16 protein-coding genes are annotated in these 25,553 nt (G+C 46.6%); 15 read left to right on the forward strand and 1 reads right to left on the reverse strand.

Translation table 11 applies throughout. From position 1 onward, the window contains the following. Positions 1-83 precede the first annotated feature (83 nt). On the reverse strand, positions 84-524 hold the full coding sequence (locus tag MYF79_RS06070) for a DUF4293 domain-containing protein (protein WP_199654814.1): 441 nt from the start codon (positions 522-524) through the stop codon (positions 84-86). A 121-nt stretch (positions 525-645) separates the two neighbouring features. Between MYF79_RS06070 and MYF79_RS06075 the strand changes: the two genes are divergently transcribed. The 15 genes from MYF79_RS06075 to MYF79_RS06145 all read left to right on the forward strand — a co-directional run bounded on the left by MYF79_RS06075 (position 646) and on the right by MYF79_RS06145 (position 25,527). After that, a complete protein-coding gene (locus MYF79_RS06075) occupies positions 646-2,937 on the forward strand; it encodes an NADP-dependent malic enzyme (RefSeq protein ID WP_247813026.1) in 2,292 nt (763 codons plus the stop codon). A 99-nt stretch (positions 2,938-3,036) separates the two neighbouring features. Continuing rightward, entirely contained in the window at positions 3,037-4,068 is a 1,032-nt protein-coding gene (locus MYF79_RS06080) for a hypothetical protein (RefSeq protein WP_247813027.1), read from the forward strand. Positions 4,069-4,124: 56 nt separating this feature from the next. Next, entirely contained in the window at positions 4,125-4,868 is a 744-nt protein-coding gene (locus tag MYF79_RS06085) for an MlaE family ABC transporter permease (protein ID WP_247813028.1), read from the forward strand. Between the two features lie 72 nt (positions 4,869-4,940). Continuing rightward, positions 4,941-5,744 carry an ABC transporter ATP-binding protein gene (locus tag MYF79_RS06090; protein ID WP_247813029.1) on the forward strand — a complete coding sequence of 268 codons (804 nt, stop codon included), beginning with the start codon at positions 4,941-4,943 and terminating at the stop codon, positions 5,742-5,744. 64 nt (positions 5,745-5,808) lie between these two features. Continuing rightward, positions 5,809-6,690 (forward strand): succinate--CoA ligase subunit alpha, encoded by an 882-nt coding sequence (sucD, locus tag MYF79_RS06095; protein ID WP_247813030.1) that lies wholly within the window; start codon positions 5,809-5,811, stop codon positions 6,688-6,690. Positions 6,691-6,910: 220 nt separating this feature from the next. Then, positions 6,911-13,015, forward strand: a complete 6,105-nt coding sequence (locus MYF79_RS06100; RefSeq protein ID WP_247813031.1) for an alpha-2-macroglobulin family protein — start codon at positions 6,911-6,913, stop codon at positions 13,013-13,015. A gap of 97 nt (positions 13,016-13,112) precedes the next feature. After that, positions 13,113-14,420 carry an AAA family ATPase gene (locus tag MYF79_RS06105; RefSeq protein WP_247813032.1) on the forward strand — a complete coding sequence of 436 codons (1,308 nt, stop codon included), beginning with the start codon at positions 13,113-13,115 and terminating at the stop codon, positions 14,418-14,420. Continuing rightward, positions 14,417-15,133 carry an HNH endonuclease gene (locus MYF79_RS06110; protein WP_247813033.1) on the forward strand — a complete coding sequence of 239 codons (717 nt, stop codon included), beginning with the start codon at positions 14,417-14,419 and terminating at the stop codon, positions 15,131-15,133. Before MYF79_RS06105 ends, MYF79_RS06110 begins: the two co-directional genes overlap by 4 nt. 172 nt (positions 15,134-15,305) lie before the next feature. Next, a complete protein-coding gene (locus MYF79_RS06115; protein ID WP_247813034.1) occupies positions 15,306-17,678 on the forward strand; it encodes an ABC transporter permease in 2,373 nt (790 codons plus the stop codon). A gap of 27 nt (positions 17,679-17,705) precedes the next feature. Further along, the gene (locus tag MYF79_RS06120; RefSeq protein ID WP_247813035.1) at positions 17,706-18,761 is read left to right on the forward strand and encodes an NAD(P)/FAD-dependent oxidoreductase; all 1,056 of its coding nucleotides are present in this window, start codon (positions 17,706-17,708) and stop codon (positions 18,759-18,761) included. Between the two features lie 84 nt (positions 18,762-18,845). Continuing rightward, entirely contained in the window at positions 18,846-20,594 is a 1,749-nt protein-coding gene (gene aspS / locus MYF79_RS06125; protein WP_247813036.1) for an aspartate--tRNA ligase, read from the forward strand. A 210-nt stretch (positions 20,595-20,804) separates the two neighbouring features. Then, the gene (locus tag MYF79_RS06130) at positions 20,805-21,335 is read left to right on the forward strand and encodes a glucosaminidase domain-containing protein (RefSeq protein WP_247813037.1); all 531 of its coding nucleotides are present in this window, start codon (positions 20,805-20,807) and stop codon (positions 21,333-21,335) included. 46 nt (positions 21,336-21,381) lie between these two features. After that, on the forward strand, positions 21,382-22,800 hold the full coding sequence (locus MYF79_RS06135) for a GDSL-type esterase/lipase family protein (RefSeq protein ID WP_247813038.1): 1,419 nt from the start codon (positions 21,382-21,384) through the stop codon (positions 22,798-22,800). Then, positions 22,772-24,046, forward strand: a complete 1,275-nt coding sequence (locus tag MYF79_RS06140) for a GDSL-type esterase/lipase family protein (RefSeq protein WP_247813039.1) — start codon at positions 22,772-22,774, stop codon at positions 24,044-24,046. Before MYF79_RS06135 ends, MYF79_RS06140 begins: the two co-directional genes overlap by 29 nt. Next, a complete protein-coding gene (locus MYF79_RS06145; protein ID WP_247813040.1) occupies positions 24,043-25,527 on the forward strand; it encodes an MBOAT family O-acyltransferase in 1,485 nt (494 codons plus the stop codon). Before MYF79_RS06140 ends, MYF79_RS06145 begins: the two co-directional genes overlap by 4 nt. The last annotated feature ends 26 nt before the right edge of the window (positions 25,528-25,553 follow it).

Genomic DNA, 25,553 nt, shown 5'->3' on the forward strand with positions numbered 1-25,553 from the left:
CAGGTATCCGGATAAAAAAGAGGCTGTCTGCACTTCGTTTGAAGCAGACAGCCTCTTTTTATTTAATCTGTTTATGGGGATAATTACCTCAGTCTGTCGAGTGATTTGATCAGTTTCTCATCTTTATAGATGCCTCTTGCAGCCATAAAGAGGAAGATCAGGATCAATATTGGCAGGAAGGCACCGGGTAAATAAGAAGAATCAGAAATATGTTTACCTCCTTCCTGTAGTTTATTGGCTGTGCTCAACACTTCAAAATATTGCAGCGCAATAGATGCAATTGCCAGGAAAATGTTTAGTATGGTGAGCCGGAACTGTAGCTTACGGTTCTTGAACAGGAAGATGCAGAAGAGGGCCAGTGCTACGATCAGCATGTAAACTACAAATACAATGAAACTGGACTGAGCCTTGAAATAACTTATGGTTCCGTCGCTTAGCGTGGCTTTCCAGATATTCATGAACCAGGTGCCTATGCCGGCCGCTGCTGCCAATAGAAGATAAAGACTTTGAATGCGTTGTATCATGTTTGTCAGGGAGATTAATCGTCGTAAAAATAAGTAAATATTGTGAACCTACTCTTTTGTGCTAGTGCCTGTTCTTTTAATACTTCGTATATTGCACGCCCAAGAACAATCTTTTATTGAAATGGCAAGAAAACAGAACAAGCAGGATGCATTGGATTATCATGCATTGGGGCGGCCTGGAAAAATCGAAGTAATACCTACAAAGAACACCAAGACACAATGGGATCTTTCGCTGGCCTACTCTCCCGGAGTAGCTGAACCTTGTAAGGAAATTCACAAAGACGTAGAGAATGTGTACAAATATACCGCCAAAGGTAACCTGGTAGCGGTGATCAGTAATGGTACAGCAGTTCTTGGCCTGGGAGATATCGGCCCTGAAGCCGGTAAACCTGTAATGGAAGGGAAAGCTGTATTGTTCAAGATATTCGCAGATATCGATGTGTTTGATATTGAGCTGAATACAAAGAATGTAGACGAGTTTGTACAGGTTGTGAAAGCGATGGAACCAACTTTTGGGGGCATTAACCTGGAAGACATCAAAAGTCCGGAATGTTTCGAGATCGAAGAACGTCTGAAGAAAGAACTGAAGATCCCTATCATGCACGATGACCAGCATGGTACGGCCATCATCTCCAGTGCGGCTTTGCTGAATGCCCTGGAACTGGTAAAAAAGAAGATCGATAAAGTTAATATCGTTGTAAATGGCGCCGGCGCAGCCGCTATGGCTTGCGTAAAGCTGTATGTAGCCCTGGGAGCCAAACGCGAGAATATCATCATGTTTGACAAGGATGGCGTGATCAATGTTTCCCGCCCTAACCTGTCGGATATGCACAGGCAGTTTGCCACCAAATCCAAAGTGACCGAGCTGGCAGAAGCATTGAAAGATGCAGATGTATTTGTGGGATTATCTGTCGGGAATGTAGTAACACCCAACATGATCAAGAGTATGGCAAAGAACCCGGTTGTATTCGCTATGGCGAATCCTGATCCGGAGATTGCCTATGATCTGGCCATTGCTTCCCGTCCGGATGTGATAATGGCTACCGGCCGTTCCGATCATCCTAACCAGGTGAACAATGTATTGGGTTTCCCTTACATTTTCCGCGGAGCACTCGACGTACGCGCTACCCAGATTAACGAGGAAATGAAGCTGGCAGCGGTACATGCCCTGGCGGAACTGGCTAAGGAATCTGTGCCGGATATTGTGAACCTGGCTTACAATGAGAGAAATCTCTTCTTCGGACCAAGATATATCATTCCAAAACCGCTTGATCCCCGTTTGCTCAGCCATGTAGCACCCGCGGTGGCCCGTGCTGCTATGGATAGCGGGGTGGCTCAGCAGCCTATTACCGACTGGGAGGCATATATTGAAGTACTGAACAAACGCCTCGGACTGGACAACCAGCTGTTCCGCGTTATTGGTACAAAAGCCCGTCAGGACCCACGCAAGGTAGTATTTGCAGAAGCAGATAACCTGAAGGTGCTGAAAGCATCCCAGGTGGTGAGAGAGGAAGGGATTGCCTACCCGATCCTGTTGGGCAATGAACTGCGTATCCGCAACCTGGCGGCTGAAAATGGCATTGAACTGGACGATACCGTGATCATCGATCCGAAGAGTGATGAAATGCACGATAAACGTCATAAGTTCGGAGAACTCTTCTTCAAAAAGCGCCAGCGCAAAGGTTTCAACCAATACGAAGCGAAGAAGGTAATGCGTGAGCGTAACTACTTTGGTTGTATGATGGTGGAAACGGGAGAGGCAGATGCGCTGATCTCCGGTCTGACGCGTAATTATCCTGATACGATCCGCCCTGCCCTGCAGGTGATAGGAACTGAAGATAATGCCAAGCGCGTTGCGGGTATGTATATCATCAATACCAAGAGGGGACCGTTGTTCCTGGGAGATACCACCGTGAACTTCAATCCCACAGCGGAAGAACTGGCAGAGATCACCATCCTGGTGGCCAATGAAGTAAGGCAGTTCAACATCACGCCACGTATTGCGATGGTATCTTACTCCAACTTCGGGTCCAGTCCAACCCCTGAAGCACAACTGGTGAGCAGGGCGCGTGAAATAGTAAAGCAGAAAGATCCTACCCTGATCGTAGATGGTGAGATCCAGGCTGCCATGGCCTTCAACCAGGAGATCCTGAAGGACAGCTATCCATTCAGTGAGCTGCTGGGACAGGAAGTGAACACCCTGATCTTCCCAAACCTTGCTGCAGGTAATATTGCATACAACCTCCTCCAGGAAGTAGCGGGTTTCGATGCTATCGGGCCGGTACTGCTGGGGATGAAGAAACCCGTGCACATCCTCCAGCTGGGCAGCACTGTACGTTCCATTGTGAACATGGTGAATATTGCCGTGGTGGATGCACAGCATAAATGTTGCGACGGGAAAAGTAAAAAATAAATGATCAGGAATTAGGTATTCCGGACCTGGTATATGTGAATTGACGCAGTATCAGCTCGGGAATGCTTAATTCCTGATTTTTTTGATTGATATTTGGGTATGCAGCACATATCCAAGAAAAAGGCATTTTTCCCGCTGAACCCTGCATTCAGGGGATATCTCAAACTGTATGAGAGAGAGGTAAGATTACCCGTGTCTTACGAGGAGTTGCGTTATTTTGATAACAGCATTCCGGTCTATGATAAAGCGGGTAAGGATACTTTATGGGAATCCGTATTTTATCCGCAGAGCATGTATCACCAGCTACAGGCCGGCCTGAAAAGGATTTACTCCATCCTGAAGGCTGGTGGTGATCAGACAGCAGAAGAGCACCTGGAGGTGGAACGTATCGATTACTGTACGTTCGGCAATTCCCACCCTTTCCGTATCAGGATCCGGAATACGTACAATGATGTGTACGATTACTTCTATATCAAGATAGCAGATGCCTCCCGTATTTACGGGCTGGAACTGGAACACATACTGTCGCCCTACTGGATCAACTTTATGATAGATGGCAATACGCTGGTGGAAGAGCATATTGCCGGTGTACCTGGCGATCAGTTTATACTACATTACCTGGACAGACCAGAGTTCAATCCGAAACGTATAGCCAAAGAGTTTGTCAAATTCAATGAGCGTTGTTTTGTGCGTTTACTGGGAGATATGCGTTCCTATAATTTCATTTTTGACATTACCCAGGACTTTGATGATGTGCAATTCCGTATACGGGCCATCGATTTTGACCAGCAGTTCTATGAAGGGAAACGAACGCTGTATATGCCGCAGTTCTTCAAAGAGAACCGCGTCTTTGTGGAGCTGGCCATGAAGCACCTGAATGCGGAAGTAGTTAAGCAGTATCAGCAGGAAGAGCGTTCTGTAATAGCCCGGAGGATCAAAACGCAGCGGCACCGTATAAAAGACCTCAGGGATGTGATCATGACGGACCAGGTTTCTTTCCCTGAAAAAGTTTCCCAGCTGGGCCATGAGCTGGCAGAATATTATGACGATCCTGTCTTTTCGCGTTGTAAAACAATGGGTGAGATCATAGAACGCAGTCTGAAGCGGTTGCTGGTGAGAAGTCTTAAATGAGTGGAAAAGGCCCGGGCTATGTAGTCCCGACTATTTTTCGCTATCTTTGGCCAGTTATGGAGTTTAGATTCTTTCATCATTTCGGAAGCTACCTGCTTATGCTTAAAGGCATGTTTTCCCGCCCGGAAAACATGAAAATGTTCTGGCGGGAGTTTATGCGGCAGTGTGTGGATATAGGCATCGGATCGTTTGGCATTGTATTTATCATTTCCTTATTTATGGGAGGGGTGACCACCCTGCAGATCGCTTATCAGCTGGTCAGCCCACTTATTCCCAAGTCCACCATTGCGCAGGTAGTGAGGGACACCATTATCCTCGAATTTGCGCCTACACTGACCTGTATCGTACTGGCAGGGGTGGTAGGTTCCAAAATAGCTTCAGAACTGGGTAATATGCGTGTATCTGAACAGATAGATGCGCAGGAGATCATGGGTATCAATACAAAAGGATACCTGATCATGCCCAAAATACTGGCAGCAGTGATCATGATACCCTGCCTGATCTGTATTTCCGGCTTCCTGGGTATCTGGGGCGGGGAAAAAGCAGGTGAACTGGGAGGAATTCTATCTTCAGATCAATACTGGCAGGGGCTCAGGCAGGAATTCAGGGCGTATAACATCTTTTTTGCCCTGTTCAAATCGTTCGTATTTGCTTTTATTATTGCCAGTGTTCCTTCTTATTATGGATATAATGTGGAAGGAGGCGCTTTAGAGATCGGTAAAGCCAGTACCAGTGCAGTGGTGGTAACCTGTGTCCTGATATTGTTCATGGATTATCTGCTGGCGGCGCTATTGTTATAAAAGCTCCATCCGTTGTAGCGGAAAGGATCAGTCCCGGTTTGCTAGCCCCGGATTTATAATTCGCAATTGTTTATGATTGAATTGGTTAATATTAAGAAAGGCTTTGGAGATAAGATCATTCTTCCGGATGTATCTGCTGTGATGGAGACCGGTAAAGTGAACCTGATCATTGGCAGCAGTGGCAGCGGAAAGACCGTAATGATGAAATGTATGGTGGGGCTGATGCAGGTCGATGCCGGTAAAGTGGTATACGATGGAAAGGATTTTACGGGCATGAACGACCATGAGAAGAAGGAGATCCGCCAGCAAATAGGCATGCTTTTCCAGGGATCGGCCCTGTTTGATAGTATGACAGTGGAGCAGAATGTTATGTTCCCCCTGGATATGTTTGGCAAAGGTACTCTCCGGGAAAAGAAAACCCGTGTGATGGAGTGCCTGGAAAGGGTGAATCTGAAAGATGCAGCAAAAAAGTACCCGGCTGAGATCAGCGGGGGGATGAAAAAGAGGGTAGGGATCGCCCGGGCTATTGTGCTGAACCCCAAGTACCTGTTCTGTGATGAGCCCAATTCCGGTCTGGACCCCCAGACTTCCCTGCTGATAGATAAGCTGATCAAAGATTTAACACTGGAGTATAATATTACCACTGTGATCAATACCCATGACATGAACACCGTAATGGAAAGTGGGGATCATATCGTGTATATGTACCAGGGACGTAAGCAGTGGGAAGGAAGTAATAAAGACATCGTTTTCAGTAAAGATGAGAAACTGAATGACTTTATCTTCGCATCCGAGTTCCTCCGGGATGCAAAAGAAATGAGGCAGATGGAAATGTTCCAGGACCAGAGCTGGCGGAATAAGCTCAAAAAAGATTGATTTGGAATTTGGCATTAGGACTTTAATTTTGCCGATATCATTATAAAACAATAAACCAAGCGCGATGAGTGTTTTAGTTAATAAGCATAGCAAAGTGATTGTACAGGGCTTTACCGGTACAGAAGGCACATTCCATGCCACACAGATGATAGAATATGGCACGCAGGTAGTAGGCGGCGTTACGCCGGGAAAAGGCGGCACCAAGCACCTGGATCGCCCGGTTTTCAACACGGTAGATGATGCTGTAAAGGCTACCGGCGCTGATGTTTCTATCATTTTCGTTCCACCAGGATTCGCTGCAGACGCTATCATGGAAGCTGCTGAAGCCGGTATAGAACTGATCGTATGTATCACTGAGGGCATTCCCGTTCAGGATATGATCAGGGCTAAAAACTTCCTGGTTGGCCGTAAGAGCCGTCTGATCGGACCAAACTGCCCTGGTGTAATCACTGCTGAAGAAGCTAAAGTAGGCATCATGCCAGGTTTCATTTTCAAGAAAGGTAACATTGGTATCGTATCCAAATCCGGTACCTTAACATATGAGGCTGCAGATCAGGTAGTTAAGGCTGGTCTGGGTGTTTCTACAGCTATCGGTATCGGTGGAGACCCTATCATTGGTACCCCTACCAAAGATGCGGTTGAACTGCTGATGAACGACCCTGAAACTGTAGGTATCATCATGATAGGTGAGATCGGTGGTAGCATGGAAGCTGACGCTGCAAAATGGATCAAAGAACACGGTACCAAGCCGGTAGTTGGTTTCATCGCGGGCCAGACTGCTCCTCCGGGCCGTCGTATGGGCCATGCCGGGGCTATCATCGGTGGCGCTGATGATACAGCAGCTGCAAAAATGAAGATCATGGCTGAATGTGGTGTGCACGTGGTAGAAAGCCCTGCTAACATTGGTAAGACAATGGCAGAGGTACTGAAAACCGTGAAAGCATAATAATCAGAAAGTTATGTAATATAATATCCTCCCACGGGTGAAGCCGTCGGGAGGATTTTTTTTGTCCCCGAAGTTATTTTGTTGACTTTTATGCCAAAAACCCTGTGGAATGGAAGCTTTTTTCGCATCCTATTCCGGAGTAAAAGAATATCAAATGCTATCCCATATGCGTCTTATCGTAGCTGTTTTTATTTTTTCAATTTTAAGCTGTAAAACTGTTATGGCCCAGTTTAACTATGACACCCACTGGAAGAAGGTACAGGAATTAGATGGAAAAGGCCTGTTCAGATCAGCATTGCTGGAACTTGATGTGATCTCAGACAATGCTGTAAGACAGCAGAATGAGGTACAGTTGCTGAAGACCTATATTTACCGCATCAGGTATGTGGCCCATCTTGAAGAGGGGAAGAGCGAAAAGGACAAAAATGTAAGCTGGAAAACACAGACCTTTTCCCCGACTGCGCGGGCCATTATGAAAAGCCTGCAGGGAGAGTCCCTGCAGCGATACCTGGAGAACAACAGGTTTGAGCTTTATCAGCGTACAGACATAAAAGGAGACACGTCAACGGATGTCTCCACCTGGAGTGAAGCCCGTCTTCACCGGGAAATAACAGCCGCCTATGAAGCCTCTTTACAGGATGTTGCAGCGCTGAAACGGGTGGACATCAGTAAGTATGAAGATATCCTGCAGGCAGGTACAGGAAATGGCCGGAAACTGCGCCCTACATTGTATGACCTGGTTGCACACCGTGCCCTGGATTACTATAAGTCAGGAGAGAGCCAGATCACCAGCCCGGAAAACCAGTTTGAGCTGACCGACCCGGCGGCTTTCGCTACCGCGGATGTTTTTATGCAACACCGGTTTGCTTCTGCCGATTCTGCCTCCCTGCAATACAAGGCTGTATTGCTGCTGCAGGACCTGATGCGTTTTCATGCGCAGGACAGGGCGGCCCTGCTGGACCTTGACCTGGAGAGAACAACCTATATGAACCAGGTAGCAGTGATGCCTGATAAGGAAGCCCTGTACGTAAAGCTGCTGAAAGCCCAGGAAAAGGCTTATGAAGGGGAAAAAGAGGTGACACAGGTAATGTCTCAGCTGGCTTATTATTATTACAAGGAAGGGAGTAAAAAGGAAACGAGTGTAGCAGAAGGGATGACGCCTGCAGCAGCAATGCAGCTGGCAAAAACAATTTGTGAAAAGGCAATAGCGCTGGCCCCTGTTTCTGTTGGAGGAGCCAGTTGTTTCGACCTGCTACAAGGCATAAAAGGAAAAGATCTCAGGCTGGAAACAGAACTGGTAAACGTGCCGGGAATGCCATTCCGCACCCTGGTGACTTACCGGAATACAGATAAGATCTATGTAAGGGTGGTGCATATAGACGAGGCTTTCCGTAGCTCACTGCGTGCAGCGCAGGAAGACTACCGGGACACGACCAATAAATACTGGCGTTCTATTGTGGGCAGGCAGCCATTGAAAACCTGGGAACAATCCCTGACCGGTTCAGGAGATTTCAGGGAACATGCTGCAGAGATAAAGATAGACGCTTTACCGGTCGGTACATATATGCTGGTGGCCAGTGCGAACAAAGATTTTGCGCTGAAGGAGAACCTGCTGGCCATACAGTTCATCCATGTGTCGAACATCAGTTATATACTTCGTGAATATAATGAAGATGATGTTACCAGCAGGTATTACGCATTGCACCGGCAAACAGGGCAGCCGTTGCCGGGGACAAAGCTGACTGTCTGGGGCACCAATGAATACGGCCGGTCGGCTAAGTTAACGCAGGTGCAGACTTACACCGCCAACCAGGAAGGCATTATAGACGTACAATGGGATAACAAACGTCAGAACGTAAGGCTGGAATGGAAGAATGGGGAAGATCAGCTGTTTATAGACGATTTTAAGTACGTATACAGTTATAAGTATCAGCAACAGTCAGACGAATTAAAAGACCAGCATAACAGCTATATTTTCACAGACAGGGCCATTTATCGTCCTGGTCAGACGCTTTATTTTAAAGGCATCGCGCTGACTGCCAATCCTGGTGGTGCAAAGAGCAAAGTGATACCCGGACTGAATGCAACTATTGAGTTGTATGATGTGAACGGAGAGCTGGTGGATAAACTTGACGTAACAACAAATGAATATGGCGCCTACGCCGGTAAATTTACGCTGCCTACCGGAAGACTGAATGGGGAATTCCACCTGCAGGAATCCGGCGGAATAGCCTATACTGCTTTCCAGGTAGAAGAATATAAGCGCCCGAAATTCTATGTGGAATTTCAGCCCGTGAAAGGTACTTACCGCGTGAATGATTCCGTGAAAGTGAGTGCTAAGGCATTGGCGTATGCAGGTAACAACATAGATGGTGCACAGGTACAATACCGCGTAACAAGGAAAGCACGCTTCCCTTATCCCTGGTTGATGTGGAGAAGCCCATTCCAGAGCGAATCCCGCGAGATCGCTCACGGAGAGGTAAAGACCGCTGCAGATGGTACTTTCAATATCACTTTCCCTGCGCTGCCTGATCTCAAGGTACCTGCTGCCCTGAAGCCGGTATTTACATATGCTGTTTCTGCTACTGTTACTGATATCAATGGAGAAACACATAGCGGAGACCAGACAGTGAGTGCGGGATACCAGGCATTGGAAATAAAGCTGGAACTGCCCGGTACCGTGTTACAGCAGGACCTGGATTCCGTTAAGATCATCACACAAAACCTCAATGGCTCATTCGAGCCTGCAGAAGTAGCGGTAAGCCTTAGTCCGGTAAAACCACCTGCACGTTTATTGCGCAGCAGATACTGGGCAAAACCTGACCAGTTTGTAATACCACAGGCAGAGTATGAAAAAGCATTTCCGCATGATGTCTACAATGATGAAGATAACCATGAAAGCTGGACAAGGGAGAAAGCTGTATTGACGCAATCTGTAACTACCAGTGAGAAAGGAAATATTCATCTCGCAAAAGAAAAATTACCTGCGGGATGGTATGAACTGAAAGCAAGTACCAAAGACAAATATGGTGAGGAAGTAGTGCAGAAACAGGTATTCGAAGTAGTAGACCTGTCACAGAAGAAATTGTCTTATCCTGTATATGTATGGAAATATGCGGATACAAAGAGTGTTGAACCGGGAGAGAAAAAACAGATCCGCATAGGTTCATCAGCTACGGATGTACATGTGCTGCAATTGTTAACGCAATCAGGGAAGAAAGAGACATTCAGCAGTTTTAACATTAATGGAACTATTGAGAACAGGGATTATACGGCATTGGAATCCGACAGGGGCAATGCAGTATTCCAGTATGCTTTTGTGAAGGATAACAGAATATATACACTGGCAGAAACAGTAAATGTGCCATGGTCCAATAAGCAACTGGATGTAACAATTGCTTCCCATCGTGATAAGCTGTTGCCCGGTGAGAAAGAGAAATGGCAGGTAAAGATCAAGGGTTATAAGGGCGAGCAGGTGGCTGCAGAAATGGTAGCTTCCATGTTCGACGCCTCCCTGGATGAATTCCGCAGGCAGGACTGGGCTGTGCCTTCATTATTGCCGCAGCTGGATGCATTCCGCTTCTGGGTGGCGGAAGATAACTTCAAGCGGACAATGTCTATCAACCGAGATGATATTACCCGTAAGAGCAGACCAGAGTTGCCACCCTTCTCATATGATAACCTGAATTGGTTTGGATGGTATCTGACAGGTGCATATGTGTTGCTGGATGACAAGGAAGTGAGCATTGTAGGATATGCTGGTGGAAGGCGCAGACTGTATGGTGCAGTTGCTGGAAGAGCGCCTGGGGTGCTGGCTGAAGCGGCAATGTCGAAAGCAGCGCCAGCGCCAGCCGCACTGGGAGAGGTGGTTGTTGCCGGGCTTGGTGTTAAGAAACAGCAAAAGGAACTGGACGCGGCTGCAGTAGCTGACCAGGCTTCTGTTACTCAGGAAGGTGGGTCTTCTAAACCACCTCAAATTCAACCACGTAAAAACTTCAATGAAACAGCATTCTTCCTGCCTGAACTGCATACGGACAAAGATGGCAATATCAGCTTTGACTTTACAGTACCGGAAGCACTGACCCGCTGGCGCTTCCTGTCACTCGCGCATACAAAAGATGCAGCCTTCGGTATGGCAGAAACCAGCATCGTTACACAGAAGCCGCTGATGGTACAGCCCAATGCGCCCCGATTTATGCGTGAAGGAGATAAGATAGAGTTCTCTGCAAAGATCAGCAACCTGGCCGACAGTGCGCTGAAAGGTGAGGCAAGACTTGAGCTGCTGGATGCAACGACCATGCAACCTGTGGATGGATGGTTCCAGAACCTGTTCCCGGTACAGCATTTCACCGTAGAGAAAGGGCAGAGCACTGCGGTAAGTTTCCCTGTACAGATCCCATACAACTTCAATAGTTCACTGGTGTACCGCGTGATAGCGCAATCGGGTATCTATAGCGATGGTGAAGAAAACGCGCTGCCGGTATTGACCAACAATACATTGGTAACCGAGACATTGCCATTGTCAATGCGTGGTGATGGGACCCGTACATTCACTATGCCGAAGTTGCTGAAAAGCGGAGAATCTGAAACTTTACAGCAACATTCCCTTACACTTGAATATTCCGGTAATCCTGCCTGGTACGCTGTGCAGGCATTGCCTTACCTGATGGAGTATCCGTATGAGTGTTCTGAACAGATCTTCAACAGGTTCTATGCAAATACGCTGGCAAGCTATATTGCCAATGCATTGCCGGGTGTAAAGAACATATTCGAAAAATGGCGTACTACAGATACTGCTGCATTAAAGAGCAATCTTCAGAAAAATGAGGAACTGAAGTCTGTATTGCTGCAGGAAACTCCATGGGTACTGGATGCAAAGAGTGAGGCTGAACAGAAAAAGCGCATTGCCCTGTTATTTGATCTGCAACGTATGAGCAGCGAACAGGAAAGAGCGGCCAATCAGTTACAGGAGCGCCAGATGCCTAATGGTGCTTTCCCATGGTTCAATGGCATGTGGGAAGACCGTTACATTACACAGTATATCATCGCAGGTTTTGGCCGTTTACGTGAAGTAGGTGCGTGGAAAAACGGAGACATGGGTGAAACAGGAGCGATGATCACGAAAGGTCTCGGCTACCTTGATAAAGCAGTTGATGAAACTTATCACAGGCTGAAGCAGCATAAGGTAGATATGAACGCACAACAGATAGGATATATTGAAGCACACTATCTGTATACCCGCAGCCTGTTTAAAGGTGAAGTGCTGCCTGCAGAATACCATGAAGCATATCAGTATTACCTGACTCAGGCGAAGAAATACTGGATGAAAATGGATGTATATCCACAGGCAATGCTGGCCATCGCGCTGAAAAAAGGTGGAGATGTGAAGACCGCTACTGAGATCATCAACTCCTTAAAAGAGCGTGCTACTAATAATGATGAAATGGGCATGACCTGGAAAGAGTTGCGTGGTGGTTACTGGTGGTACCAGGCGCCTGTTGAATCACAGTCTATGCTGATCGCGGCTTTCAAAGAAGTGACCAACGATACCACAGCTGTAGGCGATATGAAAACATGGCTGCTGAAGAACAAACAAACCAATAACTGGAATACGACGAAGGCTACTGCTGATGCATGTTACGCAATGCTGCTGGGTGGTAGCAACTGGCTGGCAGCTACACCGGAAATAGATATTAAGGCAGGCAGTGTTACCATGAGCAGCGATAAAGAGAAAACAGAAGCAGGCACCGGTTACTTTAAAAAGCGTTTCAATACCAATGAGGTGAAACCTGCAATGGGCAACATCGCTGTAACGGTGAAAGGCAGTAAAGGTCAGCCATCCTGGGGCGCTGTATACTGGCAGTATTTCGAACAACTGGATAAGATCACACCGGCAGAAACGCCGCTGAAACTGGAGAAACAATTGTTCATTGAAAGGAATACCAATAACGGTCCCGTGCTGACTGCTATTGAAGATGGCAATAGCCTCAAAGTAGGCGACAAAGTGAAAGTACGTATCGTGATGAGATCTGACCGTGATATGGAATACATACATCTGAAGGATATGCGTGCTTCCTGTTTTGAACCGCAGAACGTGATCAGTGAATGTAAATGGCAGAATGGTGTGAGCTATTATGAAAGCACCAAAGATGCCAGCACTAATTTCTTCTTCAGCAGTTTGAGAAAGGGAACTTATGTGTTTGAGTATACATTGTTCGTTACACATCAGGGTAATTTCAGTAATGGCATCACAACTGCACAGTGTATGTATGCGCCGGAATTTAGTGCGCATAGTGAAGGAATAAGGGTGAAGGTAGTGGAGTGATCACTATAGTGTCAGTATGATAAAACGCTGATCTGGAAAGGGTTTGCCCGCCAGGTCGGCGTTTTTTCTTTATATTGCTTACCCATAATTCACGTTTATGTTAATCAATTATCTGTATATCCAGAATTTTAAAGGTTTTGAGCAGAAAGAAATTTCTTTTAACCCGGGATTCACAGTTGTTATAGGAGATAATAGTTTAGGAAAGTCTTCTTTATTGCATGCGCTGCAGGTAGCGTTAGGTGCATATTTGCAATGTCTGCCAATACCAGCATCGGCAGTTTACAGGCGTCAGTTCAAAAAGCAGGAGGTATTTGTCAGATGGAACGATGGCAAAAGAGATTACAGGGCCAATAACCAGGAAACACTGATCAAAGTATTTGCACAGTTTAACAATGATCAGATTGAATGGTCAAGAGTAATGTTAGCCAATGGAATGACAAGTCATAACAGGAAATATGCCGGGGAGCTAATGGATGCAGTAGATGAACTACTGATGGCGAGGGATCAAACCACCGGAGCGGTTTTACCGGTTGTGGCAAGTTTTGGTACCGAGCGGACTATGGCTCAGCAAAGGAAAGGAAAACGGGCGCAGGAACGCCGGAGCCGTATGGAGAAAGGGTACCTGGCTGCACTTTCTGACAAAGTGGATTTCGACGGGGTAATAGAATGGCTGTACAATTATGATAATGAGTTAAAGTATAACCGCGAATTCGCAGGCACAAGGGAGGCTGTATTTGAAGCTATTGCTGTTGGTATTCCCTATTTGGAAGATGTGGGATTCAATACTCATTATAGAGAATTAGAAGCAAATGTTAAGATAGATGATAAGGACTTTGGCAGAAAGACCCATTCTAATATGAGCGACGGGCTTATTGCCATGTTGAATCTTGTGGCGGAACTGGCTTTCCGGTGTGTTATATTAAATGGATATTTGGGTAGTGGCGCTGTTATTCAAACGAAAGGAGTAGTGCTGATCGATGAGCTGGATATGCATTTACATCCTAACTGGCAGCGACATGTAATCAGGGACCTTAAACAGGCTTTCCCCAATATTCAGTTTATAGTTACTACTCACTCTGCATTTATTGTGCAGAGTATCCGTTCGGAAGAGCTGATTATTATTGACGATGAGATACAAAAAGGCAGTGATCCGTTCAGGAAAACAATTGAAGCAGTAGCTGCGGAGGAAATGGGAGTGGAGAATGTACCGCGGAGCATTGAGTTTTTAAAGATGCAGGAGGTGGCACAGGAATATTTTGAGTTGATACAGGAAGGAAGAACAAGTGACAATGATGAACGTGTAAGTCAATTGAGGGATCAATTAAATGAATTGGAGGAAAGATTCGGAGAAGATCCCGCATTTGTAGCATCACTAAAAATTGAAAGAAAAGCGAAAGGCCTATGAGACCGGTAGAGAAGTTTGAATCCCCCCGGATAAATGGCAGAGAGAAGATTTATAAGCGCCATAACCTTGCCAGGGTTGACCTCGAAAGTAATCTCGGATCTTATTGCAGTTATTGTGAAGTGTTCAGTTCTGACCTGGAAGTAGAACATGTTATTTCCCAGTATCAGGATCCTTCATTAAAATGCAGTTGGGACAACTTTCTACTGGCATGTGGGAGGTGCAATGGAAGAGATAATAAGTCCGCTAAGGCAGTAGATATACATGCCATGCATTTCCCTCATAGAAATAATACATTCTTTTCTTTCAAGTATCTGGAAGGCGGGCATGTCTGCGTTAATCCGTCGCTGCAGGGTGCATCTGCTATAGCAGCAGAAGCAATGCTCAATCTCGTTGGTTTGGACAAATTCCCCGGTAATACCAAATATGCGAAGCATAATAACAATGATACAAGATGGAATCACAGGAGGGTAGCCTGGGAGCTGGCGGTTAAATACCTTCCCGATTTTGAATCTGGTAGATTAAGTGCTGAAGATATCGTCTCATTTGCTCTGCAGAGGGGTTTTTTCTCTGTCTGGTATGCAGTTTATCATCAACACCGCACTGTAAGGGAGCAATTAATTCAATCCTTTCGGGGAACGGCTACTTGTTGCTTTAGTGCGGTTAATTATGATCCAGTTCCCCGTAATCCCGATAATATGGAAGATCCGGTATAGTTTTGCTCTTGTTGAAACCGGACATCCCTGTATCAAAACCGGACACATGTCTTCTTGAGGTGTGTGTTAGTTTATTGATAATCAATGTTTATTTAGCATGGCATTTTTTTTAGGGTGATACGCCTATGAGTACAATATCATACCGGAAAAAACAACCACAAAAATTAACAAGATGTTTAAGAGCTATCTGAAAGCGACATGGCGCAATCTCTGGAAAAATAAGACCTATAGCTTCCTGAATATTTTTGGGCTGGCAATAGGGATTGTTTGTGCTGGTGTGATCTTTTTATGGGTGGAAGACGAAGTGAATTTTGACAGCACGCATGTCAAAAGGAACAGGTTGTACGCTTTGCAGGCCAACTGGGATTATGAGGGAAATATCCGCACGTTCTCCTCAACCCCCGGACTGGCAGGGCCAGCTATCAAGGCAGAGATCCCCGGTATTGCCAATACCTGTCGTATGACAGATTTTGCTCCCTCTTTGCTGTTCAATATAGGCGAAAAGGCAGTTTATGCAACTGGCCGGTATGCAGACGCATCACTTTTTGATATGTTCACATTGCCCTTTGTAGAAGGGAATGCAAAGACGGCGTTTAAAGATCTTTATACAATGGTGATCACACAGAAGACTGCGAAGAGGTTTTTTGGTGATGACAAGGACATAGTGGGCAGGCGGGTAAAGGTGGATAATCGCCAGGAATACGTAATAAGTGGGGTGTTGAAAGACCTGCCTGACAACTCATCATTGCAGTTTGATTGGTTGGCGCCGTTTGAAGGTTATTTTCAACAGAAAAAAGAAGCATTGTCCAACTGGTTGAGCAATTCCCCTTATACTTATGTAGAGTTAGCGCCTAATGCAGATCCTGCAGCGATTAATAAAAAGCTGTACAATTTCATTGAGCAGAAGAATCCGGAAGCTATTAATCACCTGTTCCTGTTCAGCATGAACGACTGGCGTTTGCGCGGGAATTTTGAAAATGGGAAACAGGTCGGAGGACGTATTACCTATGTTCGTATGTTCTCGCTTATTGCATGGATCATCCTGCTGATTGCATGTATCAACTTTATGAACCTGGCTACCGCCCGTAGTGAGAAGCGCGCGCGTGAGGTAGGAGTGCGCAAGGTGATGGGTGCCGGCAAGCGTGGACTGATCGCACAGTTCGTAAGTGAAGCTTTGCTGATGGCGATATTCAGTTGTGTACTGGCAGTGCTGATCATATGGATAGTATTGCCTGCAGCAAATGCGCTGATGGGCAAGAACCTGACAATGGGACTGCAGCAGCCTGCACATATACTGGCATTGGTGCTGATTACGCTCATCTGCGGCCTGGTAGCGGGAAGTTATCCTTCCCTGTACCTTTCTTCATTCAATCCGGTAGCAGTACTGAAAGGACTGAATATAAAAACAGGAGGAGCTGCATTTATCAGGAAAGGCCTGGTCGTATTACAGTTCTCTGTATCCATTATTCTGATCGTTTGTACCGTGATCATCTACCAACAGATTCAACATGTGAAAAGCCGGGATCTTGGATTTAACAGAGATCATCTGCTTAGTATAGACCTGAAAGCAAACATGCTGAACAATTTCAGGGCCATAAAACAGGACCTGCTGAATACCGGAATGGTAGAGAATGTTGCTTTGTCTGATCAGCCCACTATCTACGGTGGTAATAACACCAGCGCATTTAAATGGAAGGGAAAACCGGAGAATAGTGACATACTGATCTCTACAAGACTGGCAAGTTCCGGGTTTATATCCACAATGGGTATGCAGTTGATTGAAGGCCGGGATTTTAATGAAGCGAATACAGATTCAACGAACGTTATCATTACATCATCTCTGGCTAAAATGATGGGAAAGGGAAGTGCATTAGGTAAGAAGATTGAGGCGCCCTCCAATAATGGTACACTTTTCCTGACAGTTACAGGTGTCGTGAAAGACTACGTGTATGGTGATATGTATGCGTCTCCGGATCCTGTTCTGTTCTATAACATGACGCAGTTTGGAAAAATTATGTACCTGCGTATAAAAAGTACAGCAGATCCCATAAAAGCTGTTGCTGCAATTGAAAAGGTAATTACCAGCGCGAATCCAGGTTATCCGTTTGGATACACTTTTGTCGATGATCAGTTCAATGATATGTTCCAGTCTGAGATGCTGGTGAGCAGGTTATCGCGTGTATTTGCAGGCCTGGCCATCATCATTTCCTGTTTAGGCTTGTTTGGACTGGCGGCCTATACCGCCGAGCGCAGAACCAGGGAAATTGGTATCAGGAAAGTACTGGGCGCCAGTGTAGCAGGTATCACCAGCCTACTGTCCAGAGATTTTCTGCAACTGGTGATCATCTCCTGTGTGGTGGCTTTTCCGCTGGCATGGTGGGCAATGTCTTCCTGGCTGCAGCAGTATGCATACCGGGTTAGTATTCATTGGTGGGTATTCCTGCTGGCTGGTATTACAGCTATCATCATATCATTGCTCACGATCAGTTTCCAGTCTGTCAGGGCGGCACTGGCCAATCCTGTAAAAAGCCTTAAAGCGGAATAAGCTTCGGTATCGTATTTTGCAGCCCTGATGAAAGTAGATTTTTTAATTATAGGGCAGGGCATTGCAGGTACCGTATTAAGTTACACGCTGATGCAGGCGGGCCAATCTGTACTGGTCATGGATGAGTATAAGCCCAATAGCGCGTCGCGGGTGGCGGCGGGGGTGATCAATCCTGTTTCCGGCCGCCGGTTTACAGTTGCCTGGCAGTATGACCAGATCTATCCTGTGGCTGTACAGCTTTACCGGGAGCTGGAGCAATTGCTTGGAGTACCTGTATTCAAACCCAGGGATATCTATAATGTATTGCCCTCTGAGCAGTTGAAAGAGGCCTTCATGGAGCGCACTACAGGGCTCTCTTATATGGAAGACCCTCCGGAAGAAAAAGTGAAAACCTACGGGCAATGGCTGGATCAGCCCCATGGGGCCGCTATCGTAAAAGGCGCTACTATATTATTACATAATCTCTTACCTGCCTGGAGGGAGTATCTGAAAGATCATAATAGCTTGCGGGAGGAAAGACTGGATATATCCCGTCTTGAAATCGGCCCGGAAGGCGTTAAATATGCCAATATTAGTGCCCGGTACCTGGTCTTTTGCGAGGGCGCTGCTATTGTGAATAACCCCTGGTTTAACTACATCCCATTTCTGCTGAATAAGGGCGAGGTCCTGACAGTGCAGATCCCCGGTTTTTCTACTCCTGATATTGTTAAAAGAAGTGTATCGTTGGTACCGCAGGGTGAAGATACCTATTGGGTGGGCGCCACATTTGCATGGGATTATCCTGACGAAGTCCCTACGGCTGAAAAGCGGGAAATCCTGGAGAAAGGCCTGCGGCAGTTACTAAAGGTGCCTTACCGGGTATTGGACCAGCTGGCGGCCGTGCGGCCTTCAGGAACGGACCGCCGCCCTATTATGGGCTTACATCCCGGGTACCCCTCTCTGGGTATATTTAATGGGTTGGGAACAAAAGGCTGTTCCCTGGCTCCCGCCATGGCAGCTGAATTTGTGGCTCATGTGCTCCGAAACGAGCCACTGCAGGTAGATACAGATATTAAACGCTTTTTTAACAGGTACAAGGGATAGAAATGCAGGCGGCAAACTGTATCTTTGCCGACCGTTTGGGCCTCGACCCGGAAATACAAAAGTTGAACTTTATAATATAAGTATATGTACAGAACGCACACTTGCGGCGAACTACGACTGGAGCACAAAGGCGCACAGGTATCATTGTCTGGCTGGGTCCAGGCAATCAGGAAATTCGGAAGCATCACATTCGTGGATCTGCGTGACCGTTATGGTGTTACGCAGTTGTTGTTTGGCGAGTCTTTGAATCAGCAGCTGGATAGTCAGCCCCTGGGCCGTGAGTTCGTTATACAGGTATCGGGTACTGTTACTGAACGTTCCAATAAGAACCCAAACATCCCTACCGGCGACATTGAGATCACTATCGGGGAGTTTACCATATTGAACAGCGCAAAAACGCCTCCTTTCACCATTCAGGACGATACTGACGGTGGTGATGAGCTGCGCATGAAATATCGCTATCTCGACCTGCGCCGTAATATCGTGAAGCAAAACCTGGAACTGCGCTACCGCGTGAACAGGGCTGCGCGTAACTACCTGGACAGCAGGGGCTTCATGGATATAGAAACACCGTTTCTCATTAAATCCACTCCGGAAGGCGCCCGCGACTTCGTTGTACCAAGTCGCATGAATGCCAACGAGTTCTATGCATTGCCACAGTCTCCGCAAACCTTCAAGCAGTTGTTGATGGTGAGCGGCTATGACAGGTATTACCAGATCGTAAAGTGTTTCCGCGATGAGGACCTCCGCGCTGACCGTCAGCCTGAATTTACCCAGATCGACTGCGAAATGAGCTTCGTGGAGCAGGAAGATATCCTGAATACCTTCGAGGATATGCTGAAACATATCTTCCGGGAGATCAAGGGAATTACTTTCGATGGTCAGTTCCCCCGTATGACCTGGGATGATGCTATGGAATTCTATGGTAACGACAAGCCGGACATCCGCTTTGAAATGAAGCTGGTGAACCTGACAGATACAGTAAAGGGTAATAACTTCAAGGTATTTGACGAAGCCGAACTGGTAGTAGCTATCTGTGCGAAGGGCTGTGCTGAGTATACCCGTAAGCAGCTGGATGAGCTGACTGAGTGGGTAAAACGCCCGCAGATAGGCATGAGCGGCTTGATTTACGCCAGATATAACACCGATGGAACAATAAAAAGCTCTGTTGATAAGTTCTTTGATGAGGAGAAACTGAAAGGATGGGCTGAAAAATGCCAGGCACAGCCAGGCGATCTGATCCTGGTGCTGGCTGGTAAAGAAGAACGTACCCGTAAGGCAATGAGTGAGTTACGCCTTGAAATGGGTGAGCGCCTGGGCCTGAGAGATAAAAATGTATTTAAACCATTGTGGGTGATCGACTTCCCATTGTTCGAATATGCAGAAGAGGAAAACCGTTGGGTAGCCCGTCACCATCCTTTTACATCACCCAAACCGGAACACATCAGCTGGATGGCTGATCTGTCCAAATACGCAGACATCAAGGCAAATGCATATGATATAGTGCTGAATGGTACAGAAGTTGGTGGTGGATCCATCCGTATCTTCCAGCGCGACCTGCAGGAGAAAATGTTTGCTGCGCTGGGTATGAGCCCCGAAGAGGCCAATCACAAATTCGGCTTCCTGTTGGGTGCTTTTGAATATGGAGCTCCTCCTCATGGAGGTATCGCCTTCGGCTTCGACCGCCTCTGTTCGCTGCTGGGTGGTAGTGAAACAATCCGCGATTTTATCGCCTTCCCTAAGAACAATTCCGGCCGCGACGTCATGCTGGACGCGCCTAGCGCCATAGATCAGGCTCAGCTGAATGAGCTGAAGATCAGCCTGGTGAAATAGATTGGCACGGACTTTGCCTTTACGGGTGGCAAAATAAACTGAATCCCCCTTGATGCTGTAAAAAACGGTGTTAAGGGGGATTGGTGCAAACTAAGGAACGCATCTAAATAACACGATTTAAATAAAGAATAGATTAGTAAATTTTAATAAGTTATAGTCATATTGTACAATTATTTCAACTATATTGCCGGTACAAAAAACAATTCTGCCATGACATCTAAGAAAATGTTTCGCAGGGGATGGTTTTGTGCTTTGTTGGGTATACTTTTGTTTATCAGTAGTACGGCTTTTTCACAACGTTACGCCACCAACTATGTGAATAAATACAAGCCGGTCGCTATTCGTATCATGAACGAGAAGGGGATCCCTGCAAGTGTGATATTAGGTATTGCTATGCTGGAGTCGGGGATGGGGACAAGTAAGAACGCAAGATTATTGTATAACCATTTTGGAATTGTGGGACGTAACAGTCTCCACAAGAAGAAGGGAGTCGCCTATCGCTCACGGTATAAAGAGTTTGCCAACGCAGAGGCCTCATTTAATTACTTTGCCAACATGGTAACCCGCAAAAAATGGTTCCCTACACTAAAGGGAAACGTTGAATACAAGCTCTGGCTCAAACATATGAACCATGCAGGTTATTCCTCTGCAGGACATGAATGGGTGAAAAGAGTGACAAGCATGATCAATCGCTATAAATTATACAAGCTGGATGAGCAAATGGCATATACCGGAAGTTAATTTATAGTCTGTAGTTTTTATACGAACAAATCAGATTCAGCAATCTATGTCCGGCAAAAATAAATCTGCCTATCCTTTTTACATCATCGCGGGGACTTTATTATGTTTAGTGGCACTGTCACTGGTTCAGAACAGCTTCTCCTTCAATGATTTCACAACCCGGCCCCTGGATCTTTTAGCTGACATAAGAAAAGATGCCCCGGTTGCCCCTGAAGATACCGATGCTGACAGCGCGCTAATAGCAGCTGATTCACCCGATACAACGGCCATTGCCACTGATTCTGCTAAGATAACGGCAATACCTGACCCTGATCACCTGCATAATTTTGCTACTTATACAGGCATTATCAATTACCTGCCTCCTGAAGGGGCTGACAGCACTGTCAAAGCAGGCTTGGAACACTTCCTCCTGGCGCTGGACGAGCTGAAAGCAAAGAAAAGAAAGAAGGTACGTATCGCCTATTTTGGCGATTCCATGATAGAAGGAGACCTGATCACAGAAGATCTGCGGGACAGTCTGCAGCATCTTTTTGGCGGAGAAGGCGTGGGGTTTGTACCGGTGACCTCTGTAGTAGCCGGGTTCAGGACCACCATTACACATACGTTTTCAAAGGACTGGAAAGATTACAGTTACAAACAGTTGCCGCCTCCCAACCTTTTCCTGGGCATTTCCGGACATACCTTTATACCTGGAGAGTCCAGCTGGATCAGATACCAGCCGGTTAAGAAACGCGGTCTTAACAGGTTTGCACAGGTAAGCTTACTATATGGTCCTGTCTCTTCCGGCAATATTTCTGTGAACAATAAGGCATATGCACTCTCTGGCCAGCGGGCGGTGAACAAATTGTCCCTTCAGCTGGATTCAGCCCAGCAGGTGATGATCAGGTGGGCTGGTGGCAGCGCTGCGCCGTTCTATGGTGTGTGTTTCGAAGGAGATACCGGTGTATATGTAGATAACTATTCATTCCGCGGTATCAGCGGAATAGAGCTCGGTAAGCTGTCCGGGCAGCTCTTGCAGCAGATGCAGTCTGAACATCCCTATGACCTGATCGTATTGCATTATGGCGCAAATGTGTTGTGGAAGCCCGAACTGACCGACTATAAATGGTATGGAAGTCCAATGAAAAAAGTGTTGGATTCCCTCCGTAATGACCTGCCAAATGCTTCATTCCTCGTAATAAGTACAGCCGATAAATCATACAAAAAAAGTGGAAATTATGTGACCGCACCGGGTGTAACCGCCTTGCTGAAGGTACAGCATGAACTTGCAAAAGAACATGGCGCAGCCTACTGGAACCTGTATGCTGCCATGGGCGGAGAGAATTCCATGATCCGTTGGGTAGAAGGCGATCCGGTGCTGGCAAACAAAGACTACACTCATTTTAACAGACAGGGAGCGGCCAGGGTGGGAGCGCTGCTGTATAAAGCGATGATGGATGAATATAAGCAGTTGGTACACGAGTAAGAAAGTTATTATCAGTCTATTCACAGGGGTGTTGGTCACTATCAGTAGTGTTGCTGTGGGGCAAAACAACAGCATAGCACAGGATACTGCATTGTACCGTTTCTTTGCGGCACTGCATAAGGCTGATAGTAATGTTATATCCATTCTGCATCTGGGAGATTCCCATGTGCAGGCGGGCTTCTTTCCGTTTACCACAGCCTTCTTCCTGCAGCAGGACTTCGGAAGCGCTGGCAGGGGATGGGTATTCCCGTATAATATCGCTAATACAAACGGCCCCTCAGACTATCGCTGGAACAGTACCGGCAGATGGGATGCGGACAGGATCATAGACAGGAATAAATCGACAGATATACTGGGGCCGGGCGCAATAGTGCTCACCTCCAGAAATGATGCGCCCACATTGGCGTTCAACGGCCGGCAGGATGATGACCGGATGGATAACAATATCCGCCAGGCTGAATTATTCTTTGATCCGGGCACTGACGATTCTTCCATCAGCGTGCCGGGAGCGGGTGTGGATATTTCTTCTGCGCCCTTCGAAGGTGGTACGCCTACCCTGAGAAAAGCGTCGCTGACATTTCCAGCGCCCATCCAGGCTTTCCAGGTAAGATGGGACAGGCAGAATGCACAGCCTTTCCGTTTTTATGGCGCCTTGTTGCAAAATGGACACAATGGTGTGTTATACAGTGCTGTAGGAATCAACGGGGCCATGTACCAGCATTACAATGAGAATAATGGGACGCTCATAGCAGAAATGGAAGTGATGCAACCGCAGCTGGTGATCATTTCCCTTGGCACGAACGAAGCCTATGGCAGCCTGAATACGGCAGCTTTCCGTGAGCAGATCGATGAAGCAGTGAAAGTGATCAGGAAATATCAGCCGAAGGCCGCTATTGTACTGACAACCCCGCCCGAGTGCAAACGCGTAAGCAAACGGGCGTACAGGAGAAAGGTGGGCAAGAAATACAAGACCTATTACCGCGTGGCATATTATCCTAATCCTTATATAGCCGTTGTTACCCAGCAGATCATGAGTTACTGCCGGGAAAACGGGCTGGCCTGCTGGAATTTTAATGGCGTGAACAAAGCCATGGCAAAAAGCTTTGCCGGAGGATGGTCCGGAGATCACATCCATTTCAATGCAAGAGGATACCAGTTGCAGGGCAAACTGTTATATGAGGCATTGCGTAATAGTTATGATAAGTTTTTAAAAGTAGAAAAGACCCATAAAATTCTAGCTGAATGATTGATGCCAACAAGCTGCTGGAGATCTTCCTATACCAGAAAGATGATCCCATACTCTTCAACAGCGCTTTTTTCTTTTATTTCTTTGCCTTCTTCCTGCTATGCTACCTGGCAGTGGGCCGTAGCAAAGAGGGTAGGGTATGGGTGTTTACCATCTTTTCACTTTACTTTTTCTATAAAGCCTGCGGCATGTATGTAGGGCTGGTGATCCTTTCGGCTATTGTCGATTTCAATCTGTCCAGGTACATATACGATTCAGAAAGTAAACGGGAACAAAAGGGATTACTGATTGTCAGTATTATTCTCAACCTGGGACTTTTGTTCTTCTTCAAATACACCGACTTTTTCATCGGCATCATCAACGATCTGCACCTGGGTAAGGTAGAGCCGTTGAAGCTGCTCCTGCCTATCGGCATCTCGTTCTATACTTTTGAGAATCTCAGCTATACCATCGATGTGTACAGAAGGGAAATAAAGCCGGTAGACAATTTTATGGACTACCTGTTCTTCCTGTCTTTCTTTCCGAAACTGATGATGGGCCCCATTGTAAGGGCTGCAGATTTCATTCCGCAGATCTCACAGCCTTATGTGCTTGATTCCGAGGATATTGGTAAAGGTATGTACCTGATTATCGGTGGATTGTTCAAGAAAGTAGTGATCTCAGATTTCATAAACCAGAACTTCGTTCAGTATATTTTCGACGATCCCTCCAAACATACCGGGCTGGAATGCCTGTTGGGAGTATATGGCTATGCCATGATCATTTATTGCGACTTTTCCGGTTATTCTGATATGGCATTGGGTATAGCCCGGTGGACCGGCTTCAAGATCCCGCCAAACTTTGACTCTCCTTACCAGAGCTCCAGCATTACTGAATTCTGGCGCCGCTGGCATATATCACTCTCTTCCTGGTTGAGGGATTACCTGTATATTCCATTAGGGGGAAACCGTAAAGGCAAAGTGCGTCAATACATCAACCTGGGGCTGACCATGCTGATAGGTGGCTTCTGGCATGGCGCCAGCTGGAATTTTGTCTTCTGGGGCGCTATGCATGGTGGCGCTTTGGCGGTGGATAAAGTGAGGATCGACTGGCTGAAAAAACGCGGAAGCGTTGTTTCCGGCTGGGCAGGTACTTTGCTGAAGATAGGCGGTATACTGCTTACTTTCCACTTTGTCTGCTTCTGTTGGGTGTTCTTCAAGGCCAGTACTTTCCAGGATTCCTGGGCACTCTTACACCAGATAGTATACGACTTTCAGCCTGAAGTATGGCTGGAACTGTATAATGGTTATACAGCGGTGTTCTGGGTAATGCTGCTGGGTTTTGTGCTGCATTTCCTGCCTAAACAGACGGAGCAGTTCACCGAGCGGTCCCTGGCCCGTATTCCTGTGGCAGGGAGCGTGGTGATCATGGTTGTATTTATCTGGTTATTGGTACAGGTGAAGTCTTCTCAACCAATGATGCCGATTTATCTGCAGTTTTAGACTGTTATATTTTTGTTATCATTTTC

Source organism: Chitinophaga filiformis, from assembly GCF_023100805.1.
In the GTDB taxonomy this organism is placed as follows: Bacteria; Bacteroidota; Bacteroidia; order Chitinophagales; family Chitinophagaceae; genus Chitinophaga; species Chitinophaga filiformis_B.